The organism is Bradyrhizobium iriomotense (assembly GCF_030160715.1).
Lineage (GTDB): Bacteria > Pseudomonadota > Alphaproteobacteria > Rhizobiales > Xanthobacteraceae > Bradyrhizobium > Bradyrhizobium iriomotense.
The window spans coordinates 1-25952 of sequence record NZ_BSOW01000035.1 but is presented as its reverse complement, the minus strand read 5'-3'; the positions used below and the strand labels follow the sequence as shown (position 1 = coordinate 25952).

27 protein-coding genes are annotated in these 25952 nt (G+C 58.5%); 16 read left to right on the top strand and 11 right to left on the bottom strand.

Annotation, left to right across the window (positions count from 1 at the left end; translation table 11 throughout):
• Positions 1-376: 376 nt before the first annotated feature.
• Positions 377-1279 (bottom strand): LysR family transcriptional regulator, encoded by a 903-nt coding sequence (locus QQL28_RS36455; RefSeq protein WP_284273506.1) that lies wholly within the window; start codon positions 1277-1279, stop codon positions 377-379.
• 135 nt (positions 1280-1414) lie between these two features.
• Here QQL28_RS36455 and QQL28_RS36450 point away from each other — a divergent pair, with 135 nt between their 5' ends.
• The 5 genes from QQL28_RS36450 to QQL28_RS46325 all read left to right on the top strand — a co-directional run bounded on the left by QQL28_RS36450 (position 1415) and on the right by QQL28_RS46325 (position 4657).
• On the top strand, positions 1415-1693 hold the full coding sequence (locus QQL28_RS36450; protein WP_284273505.1) for a DUF1330 domain-containing protein: 279 nt from the start codon (positions 1415-1417) through the stop codon (positions 1691-1693).
• A gap of 49 nt (positions 1694-1742) precedes the next feature.
• A complete protein-coding gene (locus QQL28_RS36445) occupies positions 1743-2768 on the top strand; it encodes an NAD-dependent epimerase/dehydratase family protein (protein ID WP_284273504.1) in 1026 nt (341 codons plus the stop codon).
• 86 nt (positions 2769-2854) lie between these two features.
• Positions 2855-3133 (top strand): EthD family reductase, encoded by a 279-nt coding sequence (locus QQL28_RS36440; protein ID WP_348522547.1) that lies wholly within the window; start codon positions 2855-2857, stop codon positions 3131-3133.
• Positions 3134-3197: 64 nt separating this feature from the next.
• The gene (locus QQL28_RS36435; RefSeq protein WP_284273503.1) at positions 3198-4187 is read left to right on the top strand and encodes a zinc-dependent alcohol dehydrogenase family protein; all 990 of its coding nucleotides are present in this window, start codon (positions 3198-3200) and stop codon (positions 4185-4187) included.
• A 248-nt stretch (positions 4188-4435) separates the two neighbouring features.
• Positions 4436-4657, top strand: coding sequence for an excisionase family DNA-binding protein (locus QQL28_RS46325; RefSeq protein WP_431309704.1), 222 nt, complete (start codon positions 4436-4438; stop codon positions 4655-4657).
• Between the two features lie 125 nt (positions 4658-4782).
• Here the strand turns inward: QQL28_RS46325 and QQL28_RS36430 are convergent, their stop codons facing one another.
• The 4 genes from QQL28_RS36430 to QQL28_RS36415 all read right to left on the bottom strand — a co-directional run bounded on the left by QQL28_RS36430 (position 4783) and on the right by QQL28_RS36415 (position 8360).
• Entirely contained in the window at positions 4783-6159 is a 1377-nt protein-coding gene (locus QQL28_RS36430; RefSeq protein WP_284273502.1) for a site-specific integrase, read from the bottom strand.
• Positions 6160-6631: 472 nt separating this feature from the next.
• Positions 6632-7189 (bottom strand): oxidoreductase, encoded by a 558-nt coding sequence (locus tag QQL28_RS36425; protein ID WP_284273576.1) that lies wholly within the window; start codon positions 7187-7189, stop codon positions 6632-6634.
• A complete protein-coding gene (locus tag QQL28_RS36420) occupies positions 7093-7548 on the bottom strand; it encodes an oxidoreductase (RefSeq protein ID WP_284273574.1) in 456 nt (151 codons plus the stop codon). Before QQL28_RS36420 ends, QQL28_RS36425 begins: the two co-directional genes overlap by 97 nt.
• Positions 7470-8360: a GAF domain-containing protein gene (locus tag QQL28_RS36415; RefSeq protein WP_284273501.1), complete on the bottom strand. Its 891-nt coding sequence runs from the start codon at positions 8358-8360 to the stop codon at positions 7470-7472. The genes QQL28_RS36420 and QQL28_RS36415 overlap by 79 nt, the downstream gene beginning before the upstream one ends.
• Positions 8361-9493: 1133 nt before the next feature.
• On the opposite strand from QQL28_RS36415, the gene QQL28_RS36410 reads away from it, so the two are divergent.
• Positions 9494-9706: a hypothetical protein gene (locus tag QQL28_RS36410; RefSeq protein ID WP_284273500.1), complete on the top strand. Its 213-nt coding sequence runs from the start codon at positions 9494-9496 to the stop codon at positions 9704-9706.
• 71 nt (positions 9707-9777) lie between these two features.
• Positions 9778-10023: a hypothetical protein gene (locus QQL28_RS36405; RefSeq protein ID WP_284273572.1), complete on the top strand. Its 246-nt coding sequence runs from the start codon at positions 9778-9780 to the stop codon at positions 10021-10023.
• A gap of 363 nt (positions 10024-10386) precedes the next feature.
• On the opposite strand, the gene QQL28_RS36400 is transcribed toward QQL28_RS36405, so the two are convergent.
• The 3 genes from QQL28_RS36400 to QQL28_RS36390 form a co-directional block, all read right to left on the bottom strand.
• The gene (locus QQL28_RS36400) at positions 10387-10866 is read right to left on the bottom strand and encodes a hypothetical protein (RefSeq protein WP_284273499.1); all 480 of its coding nucleotides are present in this window, start codon (positions 10864-10866) and stop codon (positions 10387-10389) included.
• 301 nt (positions 10867-11167) lie between these two features.
• Positions 11168-11485 (bottom strand): hypothetical protein, encoded by a 318-nt coding sequence (locus QQL28_RS36395; protein ID WP_284273570.1) that lies wholly within the window; start codon positions 11483-11485, stop codon positions 11168-11170.
• 1009 nt (positions 11486-12494) lie between these two features.
• Positions 12495-12782 carry a winged helix-turn-helix transcriptional regulator gene (locus QQL28_RS36390; RefSeq protein ID WP_284273498.1) on the bottom strand — a complete coding sequence of 96 codons (288 nt, stop codon included), beginning with the start codon at positions 12780-12782 and terminating at the stop codon, positions 12495-12497.
• Positions 12783-13089: 307 nt separating this feature from the next.
• On the opposite strand from QQL28_RS36390, the gene QQL28_RS36385 reads away from it, so the two are divergent.
• Together QQL28_RS36385 and QQL28_RS36380 are read left to right on the top strand one after the other, a co-directional pair.
• Positions 13090-13665: a TetR/AcrR family transcriptional regulator gene (locus QQL28_RS36385; RefSeq protein ID WP_284273497.1), complete on the top strand. Its 576-nt coding sequence runs from the start codon at positions 13090-13092 to the stop codon at positions 13663-13665.
• 346 nt (positions 13666-14011) lie between these two features.
• On the top strand, positions 14012-14284 hold the full coding sequence (locus tag QQL28_RS36380) for a hypothetical protein (protein ID WP_284273496.1): 273 nt from the start codon (positions 14012-14014) through the stop codon (positions 14282-14284).
• Between the two features lie 421 nt (positions 14285-14705).
• On the opposite strand, the gene QQL28_RS36375 is transcribed toward QQL28_RS36380, so the two are convergent.
• Positions 14706-15476 (bottom strand): alpha/beta fold hydrolase, encoded by a 771-nt coding sequence (locus QQL28_RS36375; protein WP_284273495.1) that lies wholly within the window; start codon positions 15474-15476, stop codon positions 14706-14708.
• Positions 15477-15563: 87 nt separating this feature from the next.
• On the opposite strand from QQL28_RS36375, the gene QQL28_RS36370 reads away from it, so the two are divergent.
• From QQL28_RS36370 to QQL28_RS36350, 5 genes are all read left to right on the top strand, one after another.
• The gene (locus QQL28_RS36370) at positions 15564-17159 is read left to right on the top strand and encodes an HD domain-containing phosphohydrolase (protein WP_284273494.1); all 1596 of its coding nucleotides are present in this window, start codon (positions 15564-15566) and stop codon (positions 17157-17159) included.
• 60 nt (positions 17160-17219) lie between these two features.
• Entirely contained in the window at positions 17220-17633 is a 414-nt protein-coding gene (locus QQL28_RS36365; protein ID WP_284273493.1) for an RrF2 family transcriptional regulator, read from the top strand.
• A 55-nt stretch (positions 17634-17688) separates the two neighbouring features.
• Positions 17689-18450 (top strand): SDR family oxidoreductase, encoded by a 762-nt coding sequence (locus tag QQL28_RS36360; protein WP_284273492.1) that lies wholly within the window; start codon positions 17689-17691, stop codon positions 18448-18450.
• A 189-nt stretch (positions 18451-18639) separates the two neighbouring features.
• Positions 18640-20136 (top strand): MFS transporter, encoded by a 1497-nt coding sequence (locus tag QQL28_RS36355; protein WP_284273491.1) that lies wholly within the window; start codon positions 18640-18642, stop codon positions 20134-20136.
• Between the two features lie 267 nt (positions 20137-20403).
• Positions 20404-21426, top strand: coding sequence for a zinc-dependent alcohol dehydrogenase family protein (locus QQL28_RS36350; RefSeq protein ID WP_284273490.1), 1023 nt, complete (start codon positions 20404-20406; stop codon positions 21424-21426).
• A 376-nt stretch (positions 21427-21802) separates the two neighbouring features.
• Here the strand turns inward: QQL28_RS36350 and QQL28_RS36345 are convergent, their stop codons facing one another.
• Both QQL28_RS36345 and QQL28_RS36340 read right to left on the bottom strand, forming a co-directional pair.
• Positions 21803-23536, bottom strand: a complete 1734-nt coding sequence (locus QQL28_RS36345) for an adenylate/guanylate cyclase domain-containing protein (RefSeq protein ID WP_284273489.1) — start codon at positions 23534-23536, stop codon at positions 21803-21805.
• A 17-nt stretch (positions 23537-23553) separates the two neighbouring features.
• Positions 23554-23859, bottom strand: a complete 306-nt coding sequence (locus QQL28_RS36340) for a hypothetical protein (protein ID WP_284273568.1) — start codon at positions 23857-23859, stop codon at positions 23554-23556.
• 352 nt (positions 23860-24211) lie between these two features.
• Here QQL28_RS36340 and QQL28_RS36335 point away from each other — a divergent pair, with 352 nt between their 5' ends.
• Together QQL28_RS36335 and QQL28_RS36330 are read left to right on the top strand one after the other, a co-directional pair.
• Positions 24212-24583 (top strand): cupin domain-containing protein, encoded by a 372-nt coding sequence (locus tag QQL28_RS36335; protein WP_284273488.1) that lies wholly within the window; start codon positions 24212-24214, stop codon positions 24581-24583.
• A gap of 83 nt (positions 24584-24666) precedes the next feature.
• Positions 24667-25884: an ammonium transporter gene (locus QQL28_RS36330; protein WP_284273487.1), complete on the top strand. Its 1218-nt coding sequence runs from the start codon at positions 24667-24669 to the stop codon at positions 25882-25884.
• Positions 25885-25952: the final 68 nt, after the last annotated feature.

Genomic DNA, 25952 nt, shown 5'->3' with positions numbered 1-25952 from the left:
GGTCCCATAACTGAAGCCCGACGCGCTAGTGCGGGCTTCTTTTTTGACCTAACGGATCGTCTTTGACTTCTGCTGTCACGGCCGCTCGTGATTTCGGATGTGCTCTTAGCTTCGGCCTCGGCCAGCCACTTGACGACGAGATCACCCCACGCGATGTCTGCCTGAATGGCCTTGCGTGATCCATCAGCATCGCGCGCACGGAGCGAGCGCACCACGTCCACATTCCGGTTGCCGGTTTCATGGAAGCAGCTAGCCCGGACCCGCCATTCGCCCAAGGATGCGTTTAGCATCTAATCGCAGCTACAGCATTGTTCGGGGAAGCGAGGACAACAAGGCTTCCGATGTACGTTCTCGATCATCGATCGGATGTACCTTGTCATCCATCCTGGCCAAGCTTCTGCAGGTGCGATGCGAATGCCTCCACGAACACCCTGACCCTGCGCGGAATATAGCGGTTTGATGGATAAATCGCATGAACCGATTGCGCCTCGTAATGCCATTCCGGAAGCACGCGCTCCAGCACGCCGGATTCGACCATGGGTTTCAGCAATACCGCATGGACCAGCCCTACACCACGGCCAGCGGATATCGCCTCGCTCACCATGTGCGAATTGTCTGATCGCAGCACAGGCTCGACCTTCACCGTCTGTTTCGTGCCGTCGGTGTGGGTGAGCGCAAAAGTGCCTCCGCCTGGGATAGCGGCATGGGCGATATAGTTCATTTGACCCAACTCCGCGGGCGAGGCCGGTCTTCCTGTATTGTCGAGATAGGCTGGCGTTGCCGCAAGGCAGCGTTCGATTGTTCCGACGTTTCTCGCGATGATGTTGGGCTCATCGACCGCGCCGAGCCGGATCGCAAGATCGAAGCCTTCCGCCACGATGTCCACGAACCGGTCTGACAATGAAACATCCAGCTGGATTTTCGGATAGGTCTGCATGAACTCGAACAGAAAGCCTCCGAGCAGGCTCGTGCCGAAATTGACCGGAGCATTGATCATGAGCTTGCCGGACATGGCGCTCTCTTGCTCGGCAACTCTGGCATCTGCCTCCGTCAGGGCCTCGAGAACCAGCTTTACATCCGCGAGATAGCGGGCACCCGCGTCCGTCAGAGCAAAGCGCCTCGTCGTTCGATCAATCAGGCGAACCCCGAGGTGGGTCTCCAGAATCCGTAGCTGCTGGCTGATGGCGGACTGGCTGCGGCCCAGGCCCCGCGCGGCCTCGGAGAAGCTGCCACTCTCTGCGACGCGAACGAAGCAGGACAGTGCGGCGAAATGGTCCATCGGGATCTCATTTATAAGAATTTCAGATGTATCATATCAGGCGGGGCGGGGTTCAACGTAAATTCTTATATGTTAGATCGCGGTGCAACAGTGGCATCGCCCGGTGATCGCCGGGCCAATCTTGGGAAAAGCGCAATGGCCGCGTTTGTTGTCGTCGAAATGGAAGTGAAGGATGCGGCCGCAAAGGATCGCTATTCCAGGGCCGCCGTCCCGACCATCAAGGAATTTGGCGGGGAGTTTGTCGCCACCGGAGCGTGGACCCAGCTTGCAGGCGAGGCCGGCCTGAAGAATGGAGCGATCATCCGCTTCGAGAGCCGCGACCGGGCGCGCGCCTGGTATCACTCCACTGCCTATCAGGCGGCGCTTGAAGATCGCGACGCAGGCATGACCTGTCGTTTCCATCTGCTGGGCTAAGGCCCGCGCCTGTCCCCAGCCTTGGACAATCCAGAAGACGGACTCCCCCATGACCGATACATCCGACAAGCCGGTTATCTTTATCACGGGGGGCACAGGGTATGTCGGCGGCTCCTTTCTGCACCTCCTGGTCACGCGCCGCTACGTGCATGATTTCACGATAAGGGCGCTGTTGCGGCGCCCGGCCGACGCGGCGGCGATGCGCGAACTGGGCGCAGAACCGGTGATCGGGTCGATCGACGATTCCGGATTGCTGCGCCGCGAGGCGGCCGGCGCGGATGTGGTTTTCGACACCGCGAACTGCGATCATCAGCCGAGCGCCCGCGCACTCATTCACGGCCTCTCCGAGCGGGCCAGAGCGACCGGCACGCGTCCGATCCTCATCCATACGTCCGGCGCCGGCGTGCTGTCGGAAACCTCCAACGGACGCGGCGTTTCGTTGGCGGATGATCCGACGGCGGAGATCTGGGACGATACCGACGCCGCAGCGCATGCGGCCATTCCACCCCATGCACCGCATCGCAATGTCGATCTGGAAGTCTTCGCCGCGGCGAGAGAAGGCTTGCTGAAAACCTATCTCGTCGTTCCGCCCACCGTATTCGGCAAGGGGCTGGGACCGTTCGCCGCAAATCGAATGTCAATCCAGCTTCCGCGGCTTGTCCATGCGTCGCTGGCAAGTCGCCGCGCCCTCTATGTCGGCACGGGCGAAGCCCAGTGGACCAACGTCCATGTCGCGGACCTGGCGGAGCTATATCTGCTGATCCTCGATGCGGCGCTGGAGGACGCGGCGCCGGAGGGGCTTGCCGGACTCTACTACCCGACGACCGAGTATTTCAGGTGGCTGGATGCCGCGACAAGCGTTGGCGAGGTGCTCCACACGAAGGGGTTGATCGACAGTCCGAAGGCGATGACCGGCCTGCGCCCGGGCTGGTTCTGGGGCAGCAACGTGCGGATGAGATGCACCAACGGCGCGAAGCTTGGCTGGAGACCTGTCCATGGCGGCACGAAAGCAATGCTGGACGGCATCGAATGGGACACGGAACTCGTCCTGCAGATGATCGCTTCAAAGGCCTGAGAAACCCAAATCATGAATCTCGGACGACAGCCTGAGCGCAGAGCAAGGATATACTAACGTGATCAAGACAATTCTCCTGTACCCCCATCACGAGGGAGCCCGGTTCGATTTCGATTACTATCAGAACAACCACCTGCCGATGGTCAGGCAAGCGGCTGGGTCCGGCGCTGAAGCACATCAGCGTCGACAACGGCGCTCCGAATGTCCCCGCCCCGTTTGTCGTCCTGGCCCAGATGCTCTTCAACAGCGTGGAAGAGTTTCAGCAGGCGATGGCCCCACATGTCGAGTTCATCATGAACGATGTTCCGAATTTTACGGACATCGTGCCGGTGCCGATGACCAGCCTGTCGATGCTCGATGCGTGAGTGTAGCCGGCAAGATCCCCAAGGCTCCTGGAGCCAATCAACAGCTTCTCCAAGAGGTGATGCCATGACACGCATCGTTCGTTTCCATGAATTTGGCGATGCAGACGTCCTAAAGATCGAGGATGTTGAATTGCCGGCCCCGGCTGCCGACGAGGTGCAGATCTCGGTCCGAGCCATCGGCCTGAATCGTGCGGAAGTCATGTTCCGCCGGAACGCCTATGTGAAGCAGGCACAATTCCCCAGCCGATTGGGCTATGAAGCGGCTGGCATCGTCCGGGCCATTGGTTCCGCTGTGAAGAGCTTCGCTGTCGGTGACGCAGTCAGCGTGATCCCGACCGAAGATATGGCCCGCTGGGGCACCTATGGCGAGCTCGCCAATATTCCCGAGCGCCATGTCGTCAAGCATCCTCGAAACCTCTCATTCGAGCAGGCAGCGGCGAGCTGGATGAAATACGTCACTGCATGGGGCGCCTTGATCGAGCAGGCCAAGCTCGCCGCCGGCGATTTTGTCATCGTGACCGCCGCATCCAGCAGCGTTGGCATTGCCGCCTTCCAGGTCGCGCATTCCGTCGGCGCGAAAGTGATCGCGACGACTCGCACGACGGCGAAGCGCCAGGCGCTACTGGATGCCGGCGCCGACCACGTCATTGCCACCGCCGAAGAAGATCTGGTCGCGCGGGTCATGGAGATAACCGGTGGCCAGGGTGCACGTGTCGTGTTCGATTCCATCGGCGGCCCCGCCATCGAACAGCTGGCGAATGCAATGGCGAACCGCGGCATCCTGCTGGAATATGGCGCGCTCAGCCCGGACACTGGCCCGTTCCCACAGTTCGCCGTGCTCGCCAAGAGTCTGACCCTGAAAGGGTATCTCTACAACGAGGTCATTGGCGACGACACGGCGCTTGATCGCGCGAAGGCCTTCATCTCCGATGGACTGGAGTCGGGCAGGCTCAATCCGCTCATCTCGCGGACGTTCCCATTCGATCAAATTCAGGACGCGACGAGGTTCCTGGAGTCGAATGAGCAGATCGGAAAGATCGTTGTCATGCTTTGATCAAGCGATCGATGCCTGCCGCCGGCGCGTCGGTTACGAAAAATTCTGCGTTGTCTTTCGTAGCCGGGACTTTTCTAACACTTCCTCACGTTCGCTAGAGCCCTCCCTTCTGCTCCTTTGCTTCCATTGACGTGGAATGCGGCGCGCCTCAGGGTAGCTCCTTCGATTATTGAGGAGACGCAATCTTGATACGGCGTAATCAGGACCTCGAAAGCAGTGTCCAAGTTGAACGTAGTGCGGCTGAAGATATGCCGCTGCCCGGTCATCTGCGTCGCCTTCCGTTCGCGCAGCGGTTGACCTGCACCGTCGCGGAGGCCTGTGAAGCGACAGGTCTCGGGCGGACCAAGATCTATGAACTAATCGGGGATGGTCGCGTTACGACGACGACAGTCGGTCGCCGCCGTCTAATCATTGTGCAATCTCTGTTGGCTCTGGTTGGTGTCAATACGATACCAGCCAACCCTGGATAGGTTCGCGTCTCCTGATGACAGTCACGCGAGAAGGTGCGGACGCTGACGATGGCAGGGCTACTATATCGATCGTGAATTGGCACTTAACTTGGTTGTCGTCTCAGCCCGGAAAAACGTCTTATTGATCATCCGTGCCCAACCGGATTTTCGCCGTGCCGCGGGACTAGGGGCACAACTGCCGCCCGAGCGAGATCTTCCAAGGCCGTTGAGATGAATTTCGCGTAATGCCGCTCGATCATTTTCACGGAAGTGTTGTGCAGCTTAGCCACGTGTTGGATGGGGAGTCGGTTTCGCAAGCCGCGAACGATGCTGGAATGTCGTAAGGCATAGGGAATAGCTTCTGGTAGCGCTGCGCGATCTCGTATGGCATGCCACGGACGGGTAAGTTCTGCCTTCTTCCACGGACCGCGTTCTGACTTTCTCCAAATCATGCTGGCGGCCCCCTGCTTGTAGCTCCATCGCTCGAACAACGGCGCGTCTTTTGGGCGCCCCAAAATTGCTGGCAGCAGGACTTCGATGACATCTTCGCCTACCGGAACTGGAACGGAGCCACCGCTGCCACCACGCCCCTTGTAGGAGCCGGGCAGCATCAACCGCTGCTCTTCCCGCTGTGCATCACTTACGCGCATCCGTCTTACCTGCGCGAATCGCGCTCCCGTGGCTGCAAGGCACACAACAATGCGATGAAGGTCGCCTTCATATCCTTGCTCATCGTCGATTTCGCGCGCGGCTCGAAGTAGGGTGCCTATTTGCGCATCCGCTAGGACTTGGTTGTCTCGGGCCACTGATATCTCGTCATCATCATCGATGCGCTCAGCTTTAAACCCGTCTTTCACAATTGAAGGGAATGTTGGGTTCAGCTTCTTTTGCTCCGCCGACAGGCGAGGCCAGGCTGCATTCAGCCCAGCCTTCAGGTCACTTATGAGCCTCTGTCTTGTCGTGGATTTCAATTCTACAGGAAGGTCCTCGCGCCACGTCAAAAGATCATCCTCCAGTAGCGCGTGCAGGTGCACTGCGGCGAGAGGGGCGGCCTGAACGGCTTCCTGGCTACCACGCTTCTCTTGACCAAGAACGTAACGCCGCAGGCGGTGACCAGCATCGGATCGAACCTCGCGACCGGCCCTTCGGCTATCACGGGCGTTTCGTTCCCTGATGTATGTCTCTACAGCCGTACGCACGGTGGGAGGCGGTCCGGCGGCATGAGCCGCCGCTTCAATTCTGGACCGGGTAACTTGTTCCCGCGCTTGTGTCACCGCCTGCTCGAAAGTCAGCGTGCCTTCGGCAGATTTGTCGTTGATGTCGTTGGCGATGCCGACCGAGGCCTGCTTGTAGTTGGCTCCGTCGTGGTGATTGCGCCAGCGTACAAACCAAACGCCGCTCCGCTTGCCCTTGCGATAGCCAAGATGCGCTTCGGCATCGAGGCGGCGCCAATGTACGCCAAGCTCCAATCTGGAGCGCGCCTTGGCAGTCGTGATCTGAGCTTCGATGAGTGTCTGCGTCATGGCGTCCGGCCCCGGAGTCGTCGAATATCCGTCGAATAAGCGCTGGCGAGCGAGGACGAACAACAACGAACGCCATTCTCGTAAGTATTTGATAATACTGAATTATGGCGAATGAATGTGAACGGGCCGAGAAAGAATTGTCGGCTCTCTCAAGGCTGAAACATGGGTTCGATTCCCCTAGGGAGCGCCAGAATTCAACAACTTAGAACCCCTGCGGATAAACCGTCGAATATCTGTTTATCCGAACGAAATTCGGTGAATAGAGGCGAAGGGGCGAGTGCTCGGCAGCCACGCGCGCACGAGACTCGGCGGTGAAAACGCCAATGGGAGCATGAACGAACATCTTGGGCATGCAATTCTCCTATTCTTCGTTCGACTGCCCTCTGGCAGTCGGCGCTTCAGATTCGATTTAGTGGGCGTGCAGCGAAGCTCGGCGAGCTGACGAGCGCGGCCGCGGGCTCAGCATCATCGCCTATGCCGTGGTAGTCTCGCCAAGAGCCTTGTAGTCCGTGTATCCCGTGGCGCCGCCGGCGTAATAGGTGGCGTGATCGGCCGCGGCAATCGGCGCATTCCGCCGCAAACGATCAACAAGATCCGGATTGGCGATATAAAGATGACCAAACGCGATCATGTCTGCATAACCCGACGCAACGGCATCGAGCGCCATCTGCCGATCGTAGCCGTTGTTGGAGATGTACTTGCCACCGAACGCCGCGTGCAGCGCCTTGAAGTCGAAGGCCGTGGCCGCGTTCGGGCCGCGGGTCTGTCCTTCAATGCAATGCAAATAGGCGAGGCCAAGCTTGCCGAGCTGCTCAGCATAGTAGCCGTAAGTCCCTTGCGGGTCGCTATCCAGCGGCGTGTCGGCGACCGCGCGGGTGAGGGGCGACAGACGGACGCCGACGCGATCGGCCCCCCAGACATCGGCAACGGCGGTCACGACGTCGATCGGGAAACGGGTTCGATTCTCAACCGAGCCGCCGTACCGATCGGAGTGCTTGTTGGTGCTGTCGCGGACGAATTGCTCGAGCAGATAGTTGTTCGCCGAATGGACCTCGACGCGTCAAATCCCGCGTCCTTGGCCCTGCCCGCAGCGTTCCTGTAATCGTTGACCAATGCCGGAATCTCGGCGGTAGCGCGCGGCATTGAGGGGGCGGCCTGGGTGCGGGTTTCGAGAAAGATCAGCTCACCCGCCTGGATCGCCGAAGGCGCGACCGGCGCCGCGCCATTTTCCTGGAGGTCGACATGCGACATCCGGCCGACATGCCAGAGCTGGCACACGATCTTGCCAGCGGCCCGGTGAACCGCATTGGTCACACTGCGCCACGCTTCGACTTGAGCGTCGGAATAGATCCCGGGTGTGAACGCATAGCCCCGGCCTTGCCGCGAGATGTTGGTCGCTTCCGTGATGATAAGGCGACGACCTTCTCCAGATTGTCTCTGAGAACGCGGGTCAGTTCGCTGACTTTCGAACAGATCTCTTCAGCAATGGCTCCCGGCCTCAGGAGGTCGTCGAGTTCGTCGGTCAGCTCGACCGACAATGCGGCGAAGTTGCTGACGAAATTGAGCGGGTTCTTGATCTCGTGGGCGATGCCGGCGGTGAGTTGTCCAAGAGACGCGAGCTTTTCGGCCCGCACAAGGCGGTCCTGCGCGTCGCGTAACTCCTCGAGCGATTGCGCAAGTTCGGTGGTCCTGGTCTGGACTTCGTTGAACAGCCGCGCGTTTTCGAGCGAAATGACAGCTTGATCGGCAAACGTCTGCAGCAGGCGAATATGCTCATCTGAAAAATCGCCGGTTCCTGCGCGCGTCACGCTGATGATGCCGATGCTTCCGGAATGGCCGAACAGCGGGATCAGGGCGACGCTTCGAAAACCACGCTTGCGCGAGATACCCTGCAGGCCCGGGTGGTCGGCGAATCCCAGTTCGCAATCTTCGATCTGAACAGGCCGTGTCTCCCCGACTACTGTCGCATACCAATCGACGTCCGAAAGCTTGACCGGAAAGAGATTGGCCAACGCCGTATCCGCGATCTCGCTCCGCCGGGTATTGGCTCTCTCTGCGATCGCAGCGAACATAGGGCCAAATCTCACTGGCGAACCAGCGACCACTCTCAGAATTTCAGCCGTTGCTGCCTCGCGCTCGAGAGCGTCGCGAAGCTGCAATTCGATCGGACAACGATGCGCCTGTCGCGTCTCACTCACCATGTACGTGTCAATTATTGGTTCTAGGCCATGCATCTGCGAACTCTCGCCTGCGGAATGGCTTACCCTCCCGACGGAAGCCGAATGTGTGGCGCGGTAGGCCGATCTTCTCCGTAACTTAACCGGCGTTCCGTTGATTGGCTCGTAAAAGCAGGTAAATCGCTGTCAATGCCGCTCTGGGTTTGTCGGTCTACGCAATATATGATCAGCTTTTGCAGAGGCCTCCCCGTGCGGTATTGTGAGGTTCGTTGAAGGGACAGGCCGTGACCTTGAATGCACACAGTGATCGAAAATATTGGGACACAACCTCTCGGTTGGTAGGCGCGACCGCGCTTTCGAATCCGCGCGTAGAACATCGATATCTCGAGGCTGGTTATTAAACGCCTGGGGGGGTGCGTAAGCAATGAGCTTGCGTTTGTGTTATCTGGCTGGACCTTTGCCGTTCAGGAAGCCAGAGGAGTGAGCCGCTGAAATTTTATTCAGCCAGGCGCCGCGTGCATTTGCCCGGAGGGGCGTAAGCGGCATCACGTCACAGATCGAGTGCCTCACATTTTTTGTCGCCAACTCTGATCCAAAATAGTGCTCTTGAAGACCATGACATCGATCCCACGAAGGCTGAGCTGGTCTATGTCGCGGACTTCGGGACGCACGTCGCTGTGCAACAGTCGCCTCTTCCACGGCGTTCTTTCGAGCCCAGATATCCCGACCACCAGCGCCGAAAGTTATGTTTGGACGGTAGCCGGCACACACCTTCGTCTGGGTTAGCTACGCCTTTGGATGCTCGTTGTTTACCTAGGTTCAATTGAGGTTTGCCTCGATCGGCTTAGCTTAAGCGCATCAGAGCACATGGCTTCGCTGCATGCGAACGTAAGGGAAGGAAGCTCGGCGAACCCGTGCGACAAACCACAGGAGGCAGCAATGCCCAGTTGCTTGGAATGTCCGAGGCACGGCGCAGCCATGCGATGTGCAGTCTGTAACGGCAGATTTGCCCTTGTCCGCTATTACTCGTGGGGAGCGCCGCTTTGCACGAAGGCATGCGTAGAGCGCTTCAGATCTCGCCGGGAAAGTGACCGCAACTGGCTGGGCGCGCTTCACAATGGCCTCGATGGGCTGCTTGAGCCTCGGACGAGGATGCCATGACCATTCAGATTTCACAGCGCGGCAAGCAGTATTTGCAGACGGCGAGGACGTTGATACGGGCGGCCCAAACCATGACCGATGAGGCCATCGCCGGACAACTGAAGGCCCTTGCCGACGACTATGAACGACGAGCCGAGAAGGCCTCGCGCGTTGATTCGGCCAGAGCATTGGCGCGCGAGACGGCGGCGGCGTCGCCGATCGAGTGGTAGTCATGACGATCGTTGAGCCGCGAATGTGGATTGAGCATGAGCGAGATCATTCAGTTTGACGCACCAGGCGAATTCGCCCGGTTCAGAATCTATCTGGAGCGAGCGAGGAGGTCGTCCCGTTCGTCTCGAAGGCCGAGCGCGAGCGCGCTCGCTTAATTCGAGAAGCGCGCGCGATCTACGACCATATCTTCCCGCCGGTTGGTCCTCTCGGCGCGCAGCAAGACAAGATGCGGGGCGGCCAAGTGCCGGCCGCCTTCGCCACGACCGGCCGGGGCGAGGGGGCCTGTCGTGATTGTGATCATCGCCGTGCTCCGTAGTTTGTCCTCTCCTGCAAACTGCTACGAGCAGACTGTCGCCACTTCGGATTTGGCGGAAAACTCTCGATGCGGTCATGTCTGATGGGCGCGCCGCAGCTTGCCGATTGAACGAAGCAACATCCGGCGGAGCGCCTTGGCGGCGTGGAGGTGCGCGATCGGCAAACAGGGTACGCGGCCTTGATCAAGGGCAGGTGTTCGACATATCGGCGCTTCAACGCGTTCCTGAGTGCATGGAGTTCGGCAAGGACGGTTTTGGCTGCATCCGCGTCCTCCAGGGCTATCGCGGATAGTCCGTATAAGGCGTCGAACACTCTGACCGGGTGCGTCGCGTAGGAGGCCACCCGCAGATACTTTTCCACGACGTCACTTCCGAAACGCTATCGCCGAACGGGCGGCGCAGGCTGCCAGCCACAGTGTCCGTTCGCGCAACAGAGGGAATGTGGGCGTCCACGAGACCCACTGTATGCGCTTCGCCATATCCGACAGCCAAGGGTTGGCCTCCGGCGCCGACGACAGAAGTATCGCGTTGCCCATGGCGTGCATCGCCATCCAATATTGGGCAAGTCTGGCCTCGTTCATTTTGGACTTGAGTATGTCGTACCTAATCGCGTCCATTAGGCTACTCATCCTAGTCGCACATCGATAGGCGAGATGTTCGAGCACGGGAGACCATTCGATCAAACGGCCGAACTGCTGCCGCGACGGCAAACCCCATCCGTGGACGAAGGGCTCCATCAGCTTCCACGCCCTTCTGAGGGCCCTCGTTTCCGCCGATGCCGCGTAAACCGCATCGCCGAGCGCCGGTTCGCGCGTCACAGCTTGCCCAAGGTCGATCGAAGGCAACCCTTCGGGCTTTTGGCGGTGCGCGGCAACCGATCCCTCAGGATCGATCTCGATCCATGCACTCGTCTACATGTGGCGCACGAAGATCGGTTGGCTCTCCGACGCACCGGCGAGCACTCTCAACCGGCTCCGAAGAGATCGGTTCAGTCCGATTCCGATCGAGAAGGCGATCGACGATTCCATTGCCGCATAATCGGAGGAAATCGAAGATGCCAGAGATTGTGCATCCGAGTTCGACTGCATATTCAACCCGTGCCCCCGCGTTATCAATCTCGATCTCGTCGTTGAACCATGGAAATCTCTAGGTCATGCTCCCCGGCATGAAGCAAATAACTTGAGGGTGCCCGTCCAACCAGAAACACCAAACCATCGTCCGCCCAGCACGATTTGGCTCTGTTACAACGGCATCCTCGGGGACGTCGACCCATTCCCCATCGATGTGAGCGCGATAGTGACCATCCTGTGAGTCCCAATCGATGTCCGAGAGCGCCCGACCATCGGCGTCGGAACAACAGCGGCCCTTTTTGCTAGCCAGTTGTTCAAACCATTCGTGAAGTGGCGAATTGGCATATTTGCCGTCGCGATCACGGGCATGAGCTGGCTGGAGGGCCAACAACATGGCCGCAAAGACGCCTAACGATCTGATCCACACAACCATCGATTACCTTTCGCGCTGCTCGAGAGATAGGCGGCGCTTACTGCACCTTCATTCGGTTCGGGTCGCGAAAATGGAAATTCTGGACCTCGGGAGGCGTGGAAGCGAAGTCGATGCGGTGTCCCAGGCCGATGGCCCGGCGCACGATGAAGACACACCTACGCGAGCACTGTCGCACCGCGCTGCTGCGGTTATATAGCTGGCCCCAGTCGACTCACTCGTGGTCTATGGAGCCGATCGGCAAATTGCGCTTGAGCTCAGACACTTCCTGTTCCAGTTGCAAGACCCGATCATAGAGAATCTCCATAGGAGACATCTCAACAGCCTCGATCATTCGGTAAAGTTGCCTCAGGGTCCTTCGCCATCCTGTGCCGACGGCAGATGGCGTCTCTACTGTTCGCATGTTCGCTCCCGTAAGCTGAGTGGAAAACGGCTTCCTGGCGCGGACAATGGACTTGAATCGCGCAAGAACAGTCCATAACGCAATCGCCGTATTTGATGATTGCATTAATTAGATTATGTTTGACATCTATATCGCAAGCTAGAACGGACGGACAAGCGGAGCCAATCCCCTCACACACGAAAGTGATGCCTCCCAAAGCTGATCAGAATCGAACTGAAATTTGGGTGTCAGTCGATGCAATGGAACGATAGCGGAGGGACGGTTCCCGCATCCGGCCCTAGTGCGCAATCACCCGAAGGTGGCGAAGCTCGGCCCAACGTCGAACTCGTTGTCGGCCGACCGCAACAATCCCGTAAGTCTGAAACCGGCATTCGCAGCGCGAAGTGGCATTCGTCGTCGTGAATGTAAGGATCTGAAACCGGCTCGAAGCAAACACCTTCAATCGATCACGTGCTTTCAGACGACTTCGGTTTCGGTGGCGTCAACGCGAGTGTGGTGTTGCGGAAGATGTAAGGACGTCAATCCTCGAAAACCGAGCAGGGAATACATGTGCCTGCGCGGTGTGGGTAGTCACTCGTGTCTCCTGCCGCATGGAACGTGCTCGCGGATCAAGAGCTGAGCTTCCTCAACGACCAAGGCATTTCCCCATCGAACGAGGGCCAGCAGAACGTGATAAAGCTGGCTCTTCAGCCTCGCGGCCAGCAGCGGTTTCGACAAACCCAGCGAAGACTGGATTTCCCCATATCTGCGAAGCCTGAGAAAACACTGATTCAGTATCAGCAGGGTCCAACGGTCCCCGATGACCGACAATGCTTTGCATATTGACGAGGATTGCTCTGCCAATGCGTTCCACTTCATAGGCCCTCTCCCCGCGTCGATTGCCTCTCATTGGAACCGGTCGGCGGCAGCTCTGACTAACCGCCGCCTGGCTTCGGCAGCTTGGGTTCTTGGTCTTTTCATCTCGCGGCCCCCGAGACCTCCGGGAAGAACAGCCACATCGCCCTTGACTCGTCAGATAATAATCTAGTTTAGATGTCGTTGATACGCTAAAGTTCGAACGCGTCCAGCGAGGGTGACGCGGCCAAACTGCGCTCGGAGATAGTTGGTGGATCCGACGCAAGATGCGTGGGCGGGATGCGTTCAGACATCCTGCAGGAGGCTATTCATGAGAAGGTCGAAAGCGGAAACGGCGGAGACGCGACGGAACATTGTGAAGACCGCCGGAATTCGTTTCCGTCAGAACGGGATCTGCGAAACGGGCCTGGCCGATCTGATGGAAAGTGCCGGCCTGACGCACGGCGGGTTCTACCGGCACTTCGCCTCAAAGGATCAACTCATCTCGGAAGCTTCGGCGGACGCGTTCGCGGCCAATGTCGCCGAAATGGAAGCTGCCGCCTCGACGGTCAAGGGTCGAAAAGCGCTTGAGGCAATCGCCGATGCCTATCTTTCCCCTGAGCACAGGAAGGACCGTGCTCATGGATGTCCTCTAGCCGCGCTCGGGAGCGAATTCGCTAGGTCGGAGAAGTCGACACGGTCCGTGGCCACCGAGGGAATCCTCAAGATGATTGCCATAGTCGCCGAACGGTTGAAGGATCCGAACACTGTCCGGGCAAAGAAGTCCGCCAGCGTATTCGTCGCGACGATGCTCGGCGCGCTGACGATCTCCAGAATTGTTGCTGATCCGAAGGTCTCAAGCGAGATTTTAGCCGCCACACGCGCCAAGTTGTCCTCTTGGGAGTGACAGTTTTCGGCGCATGCCGCATCACCCGGCCCGACGTGCCGGTCTCCCCGTCTGACAGGCATACGCCGGGTACTCCGGCACAACGGTCCGATCTCGATGCTTCGAGGATCTCCGACACGTACGTGGGGTCGTAGACGGCGCGCATAAAGACGCACTGACAACTTCAGTCGTCAACGAGCGCAGCGACGCCAGCGGGAATTCCTATCGCGAATTTGTACTTGAGCGGGGCATCGCTGGAAGGGGCGCCAAACCAGTAGTTAACGTGCTCGGAGCCAATTCTTTCACGCTGCGCGGCCGCGGTGACAGGACCGCCACCTGATGCGGGGACGCCGGCATTCCGTAGAGCATGAGCGTCGGCGTCGGTGATCTCTCTCGGACGCCAGCAGAACCCAACACAGCAACCTGGGTCTGCGTGATTGGAAATCCGGATCTTTCGAAAGTCGGACGTTCTTCAGCCTTCGCGTTAATTCCGCCAAGCACGACGAACGTTGCGCCGATAATCGAAAAAAGCTTGCTCACGCACACCTCCGTTCAAAATTGCGAACAACTATCCAGCAAGGCGCGCGATCAGTTCGGCTTTGCTGCGCCAGAACCTGTTAATATGTCGATTGACATCTAATTCAATCCCTCCTCTTCAGATGGACGTGTATCACTTTGCTGTGTGGAGATCGTTTTCGCTTGTCCGGCCGCGCTTGTGAGATGGATGTCGATTATCATCTGATTAGCGCATGCGCCAAATAGAGCGGGTACGCCACGGCTCGAAACCTTCACCTCGAGAGCGATTGTCCTTCCTAATAGGGAGATTGCACCGTGACGATGCTACGCTACCGAAATCTTAGGGCTCTTACCGCCGTAAGCGCGAAAGCAACAGGGACGGAGCGGAGACGTCCTTATGTCGCTTGGGCTTCGCCAGGGACCTACAGGTGGGCGCCACCCCGTATCGACGCGGCGATCTCAATTCGCCACGGCCCACAGAATAAGCTTGGCAAACAAAAACGTTTGCATCACTCTTTCCGTGGGCCGTGGACGTCAATGGGCGATTACCTATTCGCCGCCTCTAGGATAACATCCGCTACCTCTTGAGGCTTTGACAACATCGGCGCATGACCGGTCTTCAGAACAAGCGTCTTCGCACCGATCTTTTTGGCCATAGACAGCTGTAAGTCAGTGGCCATCATACGGTCATTGCTTGCCACGATGAAATAGGATGGCTTGGTTTTCCATGCTGCCGTAGTGACCTTTTCTCCGAAAGCCTTGCTATTGATTGGCACCTGACTAACGGCCATCAGCCTGGTTTCTTCTTTTGGCGCATCCGGAGCAAAATCCTGAACCATCGCTTCGGCAGGCAAGCTCAAATAGCCGCTATGATCAGCCTGCAATCTCTTCATACCGGCCGGAGGTTCATATTCTTTGCCCAAGTCGCCCGCCGCCTGACCTTCGGAAGGTGCAAAGGCCGAAATATAAACAAGCGCACTGACCTTATCGCTTGCCCCTGCCTCAGTGATTGCCATGCCCCCCCATGAATGACCGACCAGGACAACCTTGCCGGCCTGTTGGGAAATAGCACGTTGAGTCGCCGCGACATCCTCGGCCAGAGAGGTCAATGGGTTTTGCACCGAAACCACCTTCAAACCTTTGGCTTGCAACAGCGGGACAACCTTGTTCCACTCTGAACCATCGACGAATGCTCCGTGCACAAGCACGACGGTCGTATCCTGTGGTGCGGCCGGGGCCGAGGTCGGCATAGCCGAGCCGGACAGCATCGTCATCGTCAGCAGAAGCGTTTTGAGACTGGGGACAGTAAGCCGCATATTTCATTCCTTCCAAGGGTTCGTTGTTGACTAGCTCAAGGAATGACCGAGAAACCAACCGACCGGTATCGGTCGAACGACCGATCCATGGACATCGTCGACGTCACACATCATATGATGATCAGTCAGACCGCGACGAGGAGCTTACCCCGCACGATGGAAGAGAGTTCGACCCTCCGAGCCTTTGACGTCGCGAGAGCACTGGCGTTCGTCTGCGACCTCAGTATGGGTCAGCCGACAGACCATTCGCTGCGCACTGCCTGGCTCGCCCGACAACTGGCCATAGCTGAAGGCCTCAATCCGAATGAATGTGATGTCGTCTGCGAAGCGTCGCTGCTCCGCTGGTCTGGATGCACGGCCAATGCATCTGAATTTGCAGAACTGCTCGGCGACGACATTGCCGGTAGAGAAGCCATGGTCGCCATGCGGCCGGGATGGTCAGATGCTATGGACGCGATAGGGAATATCGATGACACGATCGAGCCGCTAGCGCGGATCCGCTGCGAAGTTTCGGTGGAAGTTGCGCGTATGCTTGGGCTCGACAACGCGACCCAAACGACATTGTGGAATATTCTGGAGACCTACGACGGCCGTGGAAAACTCCACCGCCTGCCGGGCAACCGTGTTCCGCTTCCTGTGTTCATCATTTCGGTGGCTGGTGATCTGGAGATATTCACCCGGGTTTACGGCATCCAACGCGCCTTGGCACTCATCGCCAAGAAGGGTGGCGCCTCATATCCTGAAAGCCTTGTCCACTCTGTCGCGGCACTGAGCGAGCAATGGCTCCGGGCCCTTGATCGAACGGAACCGGAGGAAATGGTATCGGCACTCCTGACTGCGGACATGCGGAAGGCAACGTCACCCGAGCTGATCGCCGACGTCATTGACCTCAAACTGCCTTGGATGACGGGATTTTCTCGCGCCGCCGCGCAATTAAGCGCGGCGTGCTGCGAAAATGCGGGTCTGGATAAAGCCAGCCAAAGCCGCGTCTATCGTGCCGGCCTCATCCACGGAATTGGGGGCGCGGCGGTTCCCAACGCGGCCTACGACGATCCCTCGACAAGATCAGCGTCAGCGTGGGAGAGATTTCGGCTCGCCCCCTACTGGACATTGCGTGCGGGGCGGCAGATTGCCGCTCTCGAGCGTGAAGCGGAAATCGCGTCGTTCGTCCATGAGCGCCTTGATGGCTCCGGTTATTTCCGTGGCGCCACCGGCAAGGCCATCCCCACGGAGGCACGTATCCTTGGGACTGTTGTTGCCTGGGTCGAGTTACGATCGGAGCGGCCTTGGAGGAAGGCGCTATCAACCTCAGAGACCGTGGCGCAACTCATGAAGGAAGCGAAGATCGGGCGTTTCGATCCCACTATCGTCGAGTGCGTCGGATCTGCGACGCTTGCCGATCGTCAACCTCGGCGAAGGCGTTCGAATGCGATCCGCCTTTCTTCGCGAGAAACAGAAGTACTTTATCGCATCAGCCTTGGCGCTAGCAATAAGGAGGTGGCACGGGACCTGGGCCTCAGCCCAAGTACGGTGCGCACCCATGTCGAGAGCGTTTTTCGCAAGCTTGAGTGCTCGACTCGAGCGGCAGCTGCATTGAAGGCGTCCTCAATGGGGCTGCTACCCTCGGCACCGACTGATCTGGTCTCCAAAGCGACTTCTTCTCGCTCAGACAATTCCATCTGAACAGAGTTGCCCCCGTGCCCGAGCTTGACACCCTTTAATGTAACTGATACGGATTCGTTTATGACCACGAATAGTCGTATGGCGAGTGCCATCCACATCATGAGTTTCGTCGCTTACGCTGGCGACGAGGGGACGACTTCGGAGGCAATCGCGAAAAGCCTCCAGACCAACCCGGTCGTGGTGCGGAAGATCCTCAAGCTCCTCGAGCGAGAGGGACTGGTCGCTCTTCGCCAAGGCCGCCAAGGCGGCGTCGGTCTCCGACGCCCGGCATCTCGCATTACACTCGGTCAGATCTACAAGGCGGTTGAAAGCGAGAGTGGAGTTTTTGCGATGCGCAGCCAAGTGCACGAGGGATGCGTGGTGGCCTGCGCGATGAAACGAAGGCTTGGCCCAATCTTCGGCGCTGCGAACGACGCCGTTGAGCAGGCTCTCAGCAAAACGAGTCTGGCGGAACTGGTACGCGGCGTCCGCTAAATTTGCCCAAAAATGTAACAGATACGGATATGTTTAATCTGAAGGAGCGGCGACAATGGGTAGACTAGCGGACAAGAATATCCTTATCACCGGCGGCAACAGCGGGATCGGGCTGGCCGCTGCGCAGGAATTCGACCGAGAGGGCGCGCGCGTCGCCATCTGCGGCTTGAATGAGGGGACGCTGCAGGCTGCTAAGGAGACGCTGGGAGCCGGAAGTCTCGCCGGTCGCGCGGACGTCAGCAAACTCGCCGACCTCGATGCGATGTTCGCTACGATCAAGCGGGAGTTCGGGCACTTGGACGGCGTGTTCGTAAATGCAGGTTACAGCGAGTTCCTGCCGTTCGAAGAGGTGACGGAGGAAAGCTTCGACATGGTGATAGGCTCCAATTTCAAAGGCGCTTACTTCACCATTCAAAAGGCCTTGCCGCTGCTGAGGCGAGGTTCGTCTGTCATCATCAATGCGTCCGTTGGCGCGCGCAAGGGGTGGCCGACAACCTCGACTGTCTCGACCTGCAAGGCCGCGGTCGTCCATCTCGCTCGAATCCTCAGCGCCGAACTCGTGGACCGCGGGATTCGCGTGAATACCCTAAGCCCGGGCCCGACGGACACGGCGATGTTCGGTCGCTTCGCAGGCGAAGAGCAGGGCGAGGGGGTTAAGGACATCCTCCGAATCAACAATCCAAGCAAGCGGATGGCTGATCCGTTGGAAATCGCGAAGCTGGCAGTTTACCTCGCGTCGGATGATTCCGCGTACGTCGTCGGAGCAGACTTCCTGATCGACGGCGGGGTCACGGCCATTTCGGGCGTGGGCGCCTGAGCCTCGTTACGGAGAATCGAGGCCGTTCTGTTCCCGCTCAGGCAGGGAACGGATCGCCGCCAACCCCCGTAACCTCAAAAAATGTCGGCCGTGACGTTTTTGCGGTCTGCCTCCGTGCGGCTGAGCTGGAAAATCGTCGGTTCCGCGGCTGACGGAAATACGAGCAGGGCAGGATAAGGAGATCACACGATGGAGTCCACTCTCAAGCAGAGCAAGGCGGCTCATACCCAACATGTCGACGGCTCTCCCTCGCCAGTTGAACTTGATGCCACTCCGAGCGCGCGACGATCCTGCGATCTCTCTCCAGCAACCTCTCCGAATCAGGTGCTGGCCATCGTCTCCGTCGGAATGATTCTGGCTAATCTCGATCTCTTCATAGTGAATGTCGGCCTACCCAACATTGCGTTGGATCTCGCCAATCCTAGCCTGGAGAGGCTTTCCTGGATACTCAACGGGTACACGATAACGTATGCGGCGCTTTTGGTATTCTTTGGACGCTTGTCAGAGCACTATCCACGCAATGTAAGCTTCCTCGTCGGGATCGGGGCCTTTACCGCAGCGTCAGCCGCCTGCGCCGCTGCCAGCAGTACTGAGATGCTCATCGTTTTTCGCGTCGTGCAGGCGGCCGCCGCCGCGCTCATGACGCCGACATCGCTTGGGCTATTGTTGTCCGCCTTCCCCCCTGAGGGCCGGAGCGGCGCCGTGCGAACGTGGACCGCTGTCGGCGGTCTCGCGGCGGCGCTCGGGCCGGTGATCGGCGGGGTTCTGGTCACAGCGAGCTGGCGCTGGATCTTCCTCGTCAATCTCCCACTCGGGTTGATCACCCTGGTCGTCGGTTGGCGAAAACTCCCGAGAGTACCTGGTCACAACAGTGCACGCCCCGATTTCGGGGCAGCGCTACTGGTGACCGCCGGCGTGGCGTCCTTGGTTTTAGCGATCGTCAAAGTAAACGACTGGGGTTGGCATTCTCCGGGCATCGGTGCTGCCTGCGCTGCGACGGTCATTTTCCTCGGGTGGTTCGTTGCGCATTGCCTTCGGTCGTCCGACCCGTTTATCGATCCGCACCTGTTCCGCATCCGCCCGTTCACGGGGGCCACGCTGGCTATCGCTCCGTTTTCGGCGGCCTTTGGCGCGCTTCTGCTGTCGATCGTATTGTGGGATCAGATGATCTGGGGTTGGTCGGCACTGAAGATCGGTCTTGCGATGGCGCCGGGTCCGCTGCTGGTGCCCGTCATCTCACTTCTCTTCTCGCGCCGGCTCATAGCCCAATTCGGCGCCGCCGCGGTTTCGGCCGCGGGGATCATTTCATTCGCTCTCGGACAGGTCTGGTGGTCGGTTGTGCCCGGTCTCGAGGCGAGCTTTCTCGCTGCGACTTTTGGCATGCTTCCAATCGGTGTCGGTGTCGGATTAGCGCTGCCGACGTTGATGGGAGTTAGTACGTCATCACTGCCTCCCTCATCGTTCGCGACAGGTTCCGGAGCAATCAACATGATCCGCCAGACTGGAATCGCAATCGGAGTCGCTCTGCTGGTCGCCATCGTCGGCGTACCTCACGAGGTCGCGGAGTGGGTACAGGCCTTCCGAGTGGCCTGGTGGGTTATGGCGGCGATCACCCTCGTTGGCCTCATTCCGACGTTACTTTTGATCAGGCCCAGACCCACCCGAGCGCCAGTTGTGTCAGAGTAAGGCTGGCAGGCCGCATGACGGAGATCTTGTTGAACTCCCGTTCGACGACGCCTCGCTTGAGCCCCCAATTCACGAACATGTTTGATCCAACCTCAACACTATTACTCACGCGCGGCGGTTTCAGCGTATGCGGAGCCAATGGTCGAGACCTATGCCGCCCCCGTTTCGGATGTGGGATTATCCGAGGGGAAACGAAACGTAATTGGGTTGCTAAGTCGGTGGGCGGTTTGATCATCGCAACGACATGACGACAGAGGGACTGCACTTATGAAAGCATTTGTTTTTGAACGCACCGGCGACCCCAACAACGTCCTGGCCGTACAAGAATTACCCGAACCGAAACCCGGCACCGGTGAAATTCTCGTCCGCGTGCGACTTTCGCCAGTTCATCCCAGCGACCTGCACATCATGCGCGGCCGGTTCGGTCGTCAGCCGATGTTGCCAGCCACTCCCGGCATCGAATGCGTCGGTGTCGTTGAGGCGCTTGGGTCGGGCGTTGCAGGTCCCGCACCTGGCACGCGCGTCGTTCTTCTGAACGTTTGGGGGTCGTGGCGTGAGCTCATTCTGAGTCCGGCGGAACGGGTCATACCTGTACCTGCCGATCTCTCGGACGAGGACGCCGCGCAGGCTTTAGTGAATCCGGTTACAGCCTGGGTGATGACCATGGTCGAGCACGATCTTAAGCCAGGCGACTGGTTGGCCCAGACCGCTGCCGGTTCGACGGTGGGCCAGCTTGTGCTGCAGCTCGCTCGTTCGGAGCGTTTCCGCACGGTCAACATCGTGCGCCGTCGCGCACAAGTTCCAGACATCAAGGCACTTGGTGGTGACGTGGTGATCACCAGCGAAGACGATGATTGGGGCATGCAACTCGCGACAGCAAGCGAGGGAAAGGTGCTATCCCGGGCGATCGATTGCGTGGCAGGCAGGACCGGAGCGACGGTTGCGCGGCATCTCGCGCCTGGTGGCCGTATGCTGGTCTATGGGGCATTGTCGTCACACAGGCAAACCGATCCTTCGGCATTTGAGATGCCAGTCTTCGCACCGCGGCTGATTTACAATGCGGCAGCTGTGCAAGGATGGTACCTCCTCCATTGGCTCGAAGTGACCCCGCTCGATGACTGTGCTGCCATCTTTGCCAAGGTCCTCGACCGTCTGGCGTCCGGCGCGCTGCGCCTCCCGCCGGCGAAACTTCATCGGCCACAAAACATTGCGGATGCCCTGCGTGACGCAGATGGAGCATCGCGCGAAGGCAAGCCATTGCTTGATCTTAGCAGCTGGGCTGCAGACTAAAGGATCGTGCTGTCCGACCCGGACGTGGTCGCCGCGACCTTGTGCAAGCCTGGCGTGGTGCTCAAGCGCCCGGCGGGATCGAGCGGCCGCTTCGCCGAGCACTCCGATCTACCGTCCGACCTCGGCGGCGGTGACATCGGTCACAGACGCCCAAAGAACCGTTTGAAACCGAGGAAGGGAGCGTCGCCAACCCGTTGTGGGGAGCGCCTTCTCAAGCTCGGCATCGAGATCGGCCAGACCAGCGCAGATGAGCCCGGCGAGTTCACACGGCGAGAATGGCAAGCTCGATCTGACCAAGGCCGAGGGCCGCCAGAGAAAGGCATATCCATCATTGTAGTCGAGGGGCCGGGTGAACGAACGCGCAGTGCGACGCCTTCTACTTGTGCTCCAAATGCCATGAACCGTCCCAATCGGCTGGAGGCGGCTTTTGCTTCAGGCAGCTGATGCGCCTCGCGAATGTCATCGAAGGGTGATCCCCGGGTATCGCTTCGAGTGCAGCAGTGAACGCATTTTGGGCGTCGTCCCAACGCCTTTCCCGATAAGCCGCCAGCCCCTCGGCATAGCGGGTTTGTAGCTGCATTTGTTCGGTCGTAAGCTCCCCCTTCCGGCCCATGATTTCGAAGACAACCTGCGGCTTCGTTTGACCAACCACGACAACGCGATCAATCTCGCGAACCTCGATCGTCGCGCCAGAGGCTACGGCCGTTGCCTCCGAGATCAGACAACGACTGCCATAGATCTTGTTGGCTCGTTCGAGGCGAGCCGCCAGATTCACCGTATCGCCCATCACGGTGTAGCTCATCCTGAATTCCGAGCCGATGCTGCCAACCAGCGCCTCGCCAGTTGCGATGCCGATTCGAATATCGCACTCCGTTGAGATCCGGCGCACGCCGAGGAGCTCGGGCAATTCCTTGCACAGCTTCGGAACGCGACCGATCATGCCAATGGCCGCGAGGCATGCCAAATCGGTCTGGTCTGCCTCAGCGATAAACGGAGGTCCCCAATACGCCATGATCGCGTCGCCGATGTATTTGTCGATGATTCCTCGATGCGCGTGGATCGGCTCGGACATCGTCGAAAAATAAAGATTCATGATTTTGACCAATCCCTGTGGCGTGACCCCTTCGCTCAGGGTTGTAAACCCCCTCATATCGCAAAACATGACCGTCATAACGCGGCGTTGGCCTTCGGTGGCAGCGAGTGCTGGCTGCTCAAGCAATCCTTCCGCAATCCGTGGGTCGATGTACCTTCCATACGTTTCTCTGACCTGCGCATTGCGGCGCAACGTCTCGATCATGCGATTGAACGCAGCTGAGAGTTCCCCTATCTCGTCCCGCGTCGTGACGCTAATCGATCCATCGAGGCGGCCGGCTTCCACCTCGCGTGTGCCTTCCAGCAGTCGCAGGATCGGACGCGTGATCCCGCCGCCAACGAGGATCGAGAACGCAAATCCGAGTAAAGCTGCGACCGCCGTTACGACTGCCGAGATCAGTATTGCCCGGCGCTGACTCCGAATAACTGTCTTGGCGCTCTCACACACCTGCCCCAGCATGTCGGCGCGAACGTCGTTGATCTTGGTGTTTAACTCGTCACGGAGCGCATCGACACTCGATAGAATGCGCCTTACCTCGACAAACTCATGCGCATCAAGCTCGCGACGCAGAAGCGCAATTTGTTCGTTCAAGCGGCTGCGAAGGTCGTTGACCACGGTGTCGATGCGATAATCGATACGTGCCAAGGCTGCTCTGTCCGAGGGAGTCCTTGCATCATCGATAATTGCGACGATAAGCCGATGTGCGGCTGTCGCTTCATGGTCGATATCGGAGTCGGTCTCTTCGAAACTCTTCAAGGACGCCGTATAACTAGCTTCGTCTGGGGGAGTCTCCATCTTCGCTATGATCATTCGCCGAAGTGCGAGGCTACGGTCGAGCAATCGAACATTTACCCGTACCAAATGGCCATAGGCGGGGATGTATCTATTTGTAACTTCATCCAGCAAATGACCGACTCTGCCGGTCAGAACGATCGACAGAACTGATGTGATCACCGCAAGGATGATCAACCCGGCGGCGATGCCGATGATCTTTTGCCTGATTGATTTTTGGAACATCGACTACGGCCGGCGCATCAGTTCATGCTTCCCGGCAGAAAGCAGCGCGCTTTCGGATGACCATCTTTGTAGTAGGGCCAAACCATCGTGCGACCAGCGCGGTTCGGCCCATCCACTACAGCTTCCATCGGAACATCAACCCACTCGCCGTCAATGCGCACGCGGTAGTGACCGCCCTGGTTTTCCCAGTCGGCGTCCTCTACGCGCTTCGCATCACTGCTATCGCAGCAGGGCCCCTTTCCGCTACGCGAGCTCTCATACCAACCGTTCAACTCAGGGCGCTCGTGATCGTGAGCGCAAGCAATTGTAGAGGTCGACAGCACGACAGCAGAGGCAACAACCGCCACATAGCAAGAGTCATGGAGAGCGATACGGTTCAAGCCGAGAACTCCTCCGTTCGCCCTGGCTTCTATCAAATGGTGATCGCAACCGCTTCGGGGCGCTTGCTGCTATTGTTTCGGTCGTGCTGCAATTGGATAGCTTACTGAACGGGTACGGCAAGTTCGAACGGGCGCCCGCAGGCTTGAGGTTGGATCATGGCCACCGCTATCGAAGCGCTTCGCTTGCGGTGACTTTTTCAAGTTTGCTGGATTGTAGTGAACCTGACTTGAAGGTCGGAGAGATAGATTACAGATCGCATTACGCATAGTGCGGCTCACTTCAGGAGACAGGACCATGGTCGATCACGAAGTAATTGGCAGTCAGCTCAAGACGGATCGTTTCCCCTTCCAGAGTGAGGGCGACATCACGTTGGCCGTCCGCAATGCGAACTACACGCTAGGGCCGGTGATGCTGCACATCACCATGAAGCCCGGCGCGGTCATTACAGCGCATCTCCACAAAGGCATGGCCGAGGCGCTCTATGTCGTTGAGGGCGACCTCATCAACGAGGGCAAGCAGTACCAAGCAGGCACTTCGTTGCACTTCAAAGCAGGCGGGCAACATGGCCCGCACACCACCAAGAATGGGTGCAAGCTACTCGTCCTTTGGACAGAACACACTGCGAAGGAGGCGGCGGATCTCACCGACTTTGTGATCGCAGGTTAGGCACCTTAACGCCATTGCGCTCGGATCAGGAGCGGCGAGCGCTAAGTCGCCACTTGCGACCGTCCTCCTGCGAGGTGCAGATCATGCTAGCCGACTCGCCCGATCTCAATATCGGAAACACCGCCTTCATGCTTGTGTGTTCGGCATTGGTGATGCTGATGACACCCGGCCTTGCGTTTTTTTACGGTGGTCTCGTTACAAAGAAGAACGTACTGACCATTATGATTGAGAGCTTCGCGTCGCTGTGTTGGACGACAATACTCTGGTTCTCCGTTGGTTATTCGATGTGTTTTGGACCGACTTGGCACGGCATAGTCGGTGACCCGACATATTTTGCCTTCTTGAACGGCGTACGTTTGAACACGATTTACGTCGGAAATGACGCCGGGATCCCTCTCGCGCTGCACTTCGTATATCAAATGATGTTCGCAATCATTGCCCCGGCCCTAATTACCGGCGCATTTGCTAATCGGGTGAATTTCGCAGCGTACTTGCTCTTCCTCACCGCATGGCTGGTTTTTGTCTATTTTCCGTTCGTTCACATGGTCTGGAGCCCGGACGGCTTGTTTTTAAAGATGGGCGTGTTGGATTTTGCCGGCGGGATTGTTGTGCACACAACAGCGGGGTTTGGAGCTTTGGCCTCTGTCATATTCATAGGGCGCAGATGCGACAGCACCGATGCGCCTCACAATGTTCCGTTGATGGCACTCGGTGCGGGGTTACTGTGGTTTGGTTGGTTTGGCTTCAATGCGGGTTCAGAAATTGGCGTCGATTGGGTGACCGTTTCATCCTTTGTCAATACGCAATTGGGAGCGGCCTTCGCTGGATTCACTTGGCTTGTTCTGGAATGGGCCAGCGTCCGACGCCCCAATTTTGTCGGCCTGCTGACCGGTGCAGTTGCAGGTCTGGCGGCCATTACCCCCGCTGCAGCGTATGTGTCATTCGGTGCCGCAGCGGTAATCGGAGTCTCGGCGGGACTGGTTTGCTACTACGCAGTTGCAGTTAGGAAGATTGCAGGGTGGGATGACGCGCTGGACGTGTGGGGAGTGCATGGTGTCGGCGGGGCCCTCGGCGCCATTTTGCTCGGAGTATTTGCTGCGAGGAGCTGGAATCCGCACGGAGCGGCAGGCCTGTTGTTGGGTGGCACTCGTTTCTTTCTTTCGCAATGCATTGCCGTTATTGCATCCGCGGCCTGGGCGTTTGCCTTTACCTATACCGCGTTATGGTTGATTGACCGCGTCACTTGGATTCGCGTGGATGCCGAAACAGAGAAACTAGTACCCACTTTTCTTAGATCGTGAGTCGTGATTCAAGGTCGGGATGATACCCGAAGCAAGAGAAGTCCGCCTTTCGAGGAAAGATCGCAAGG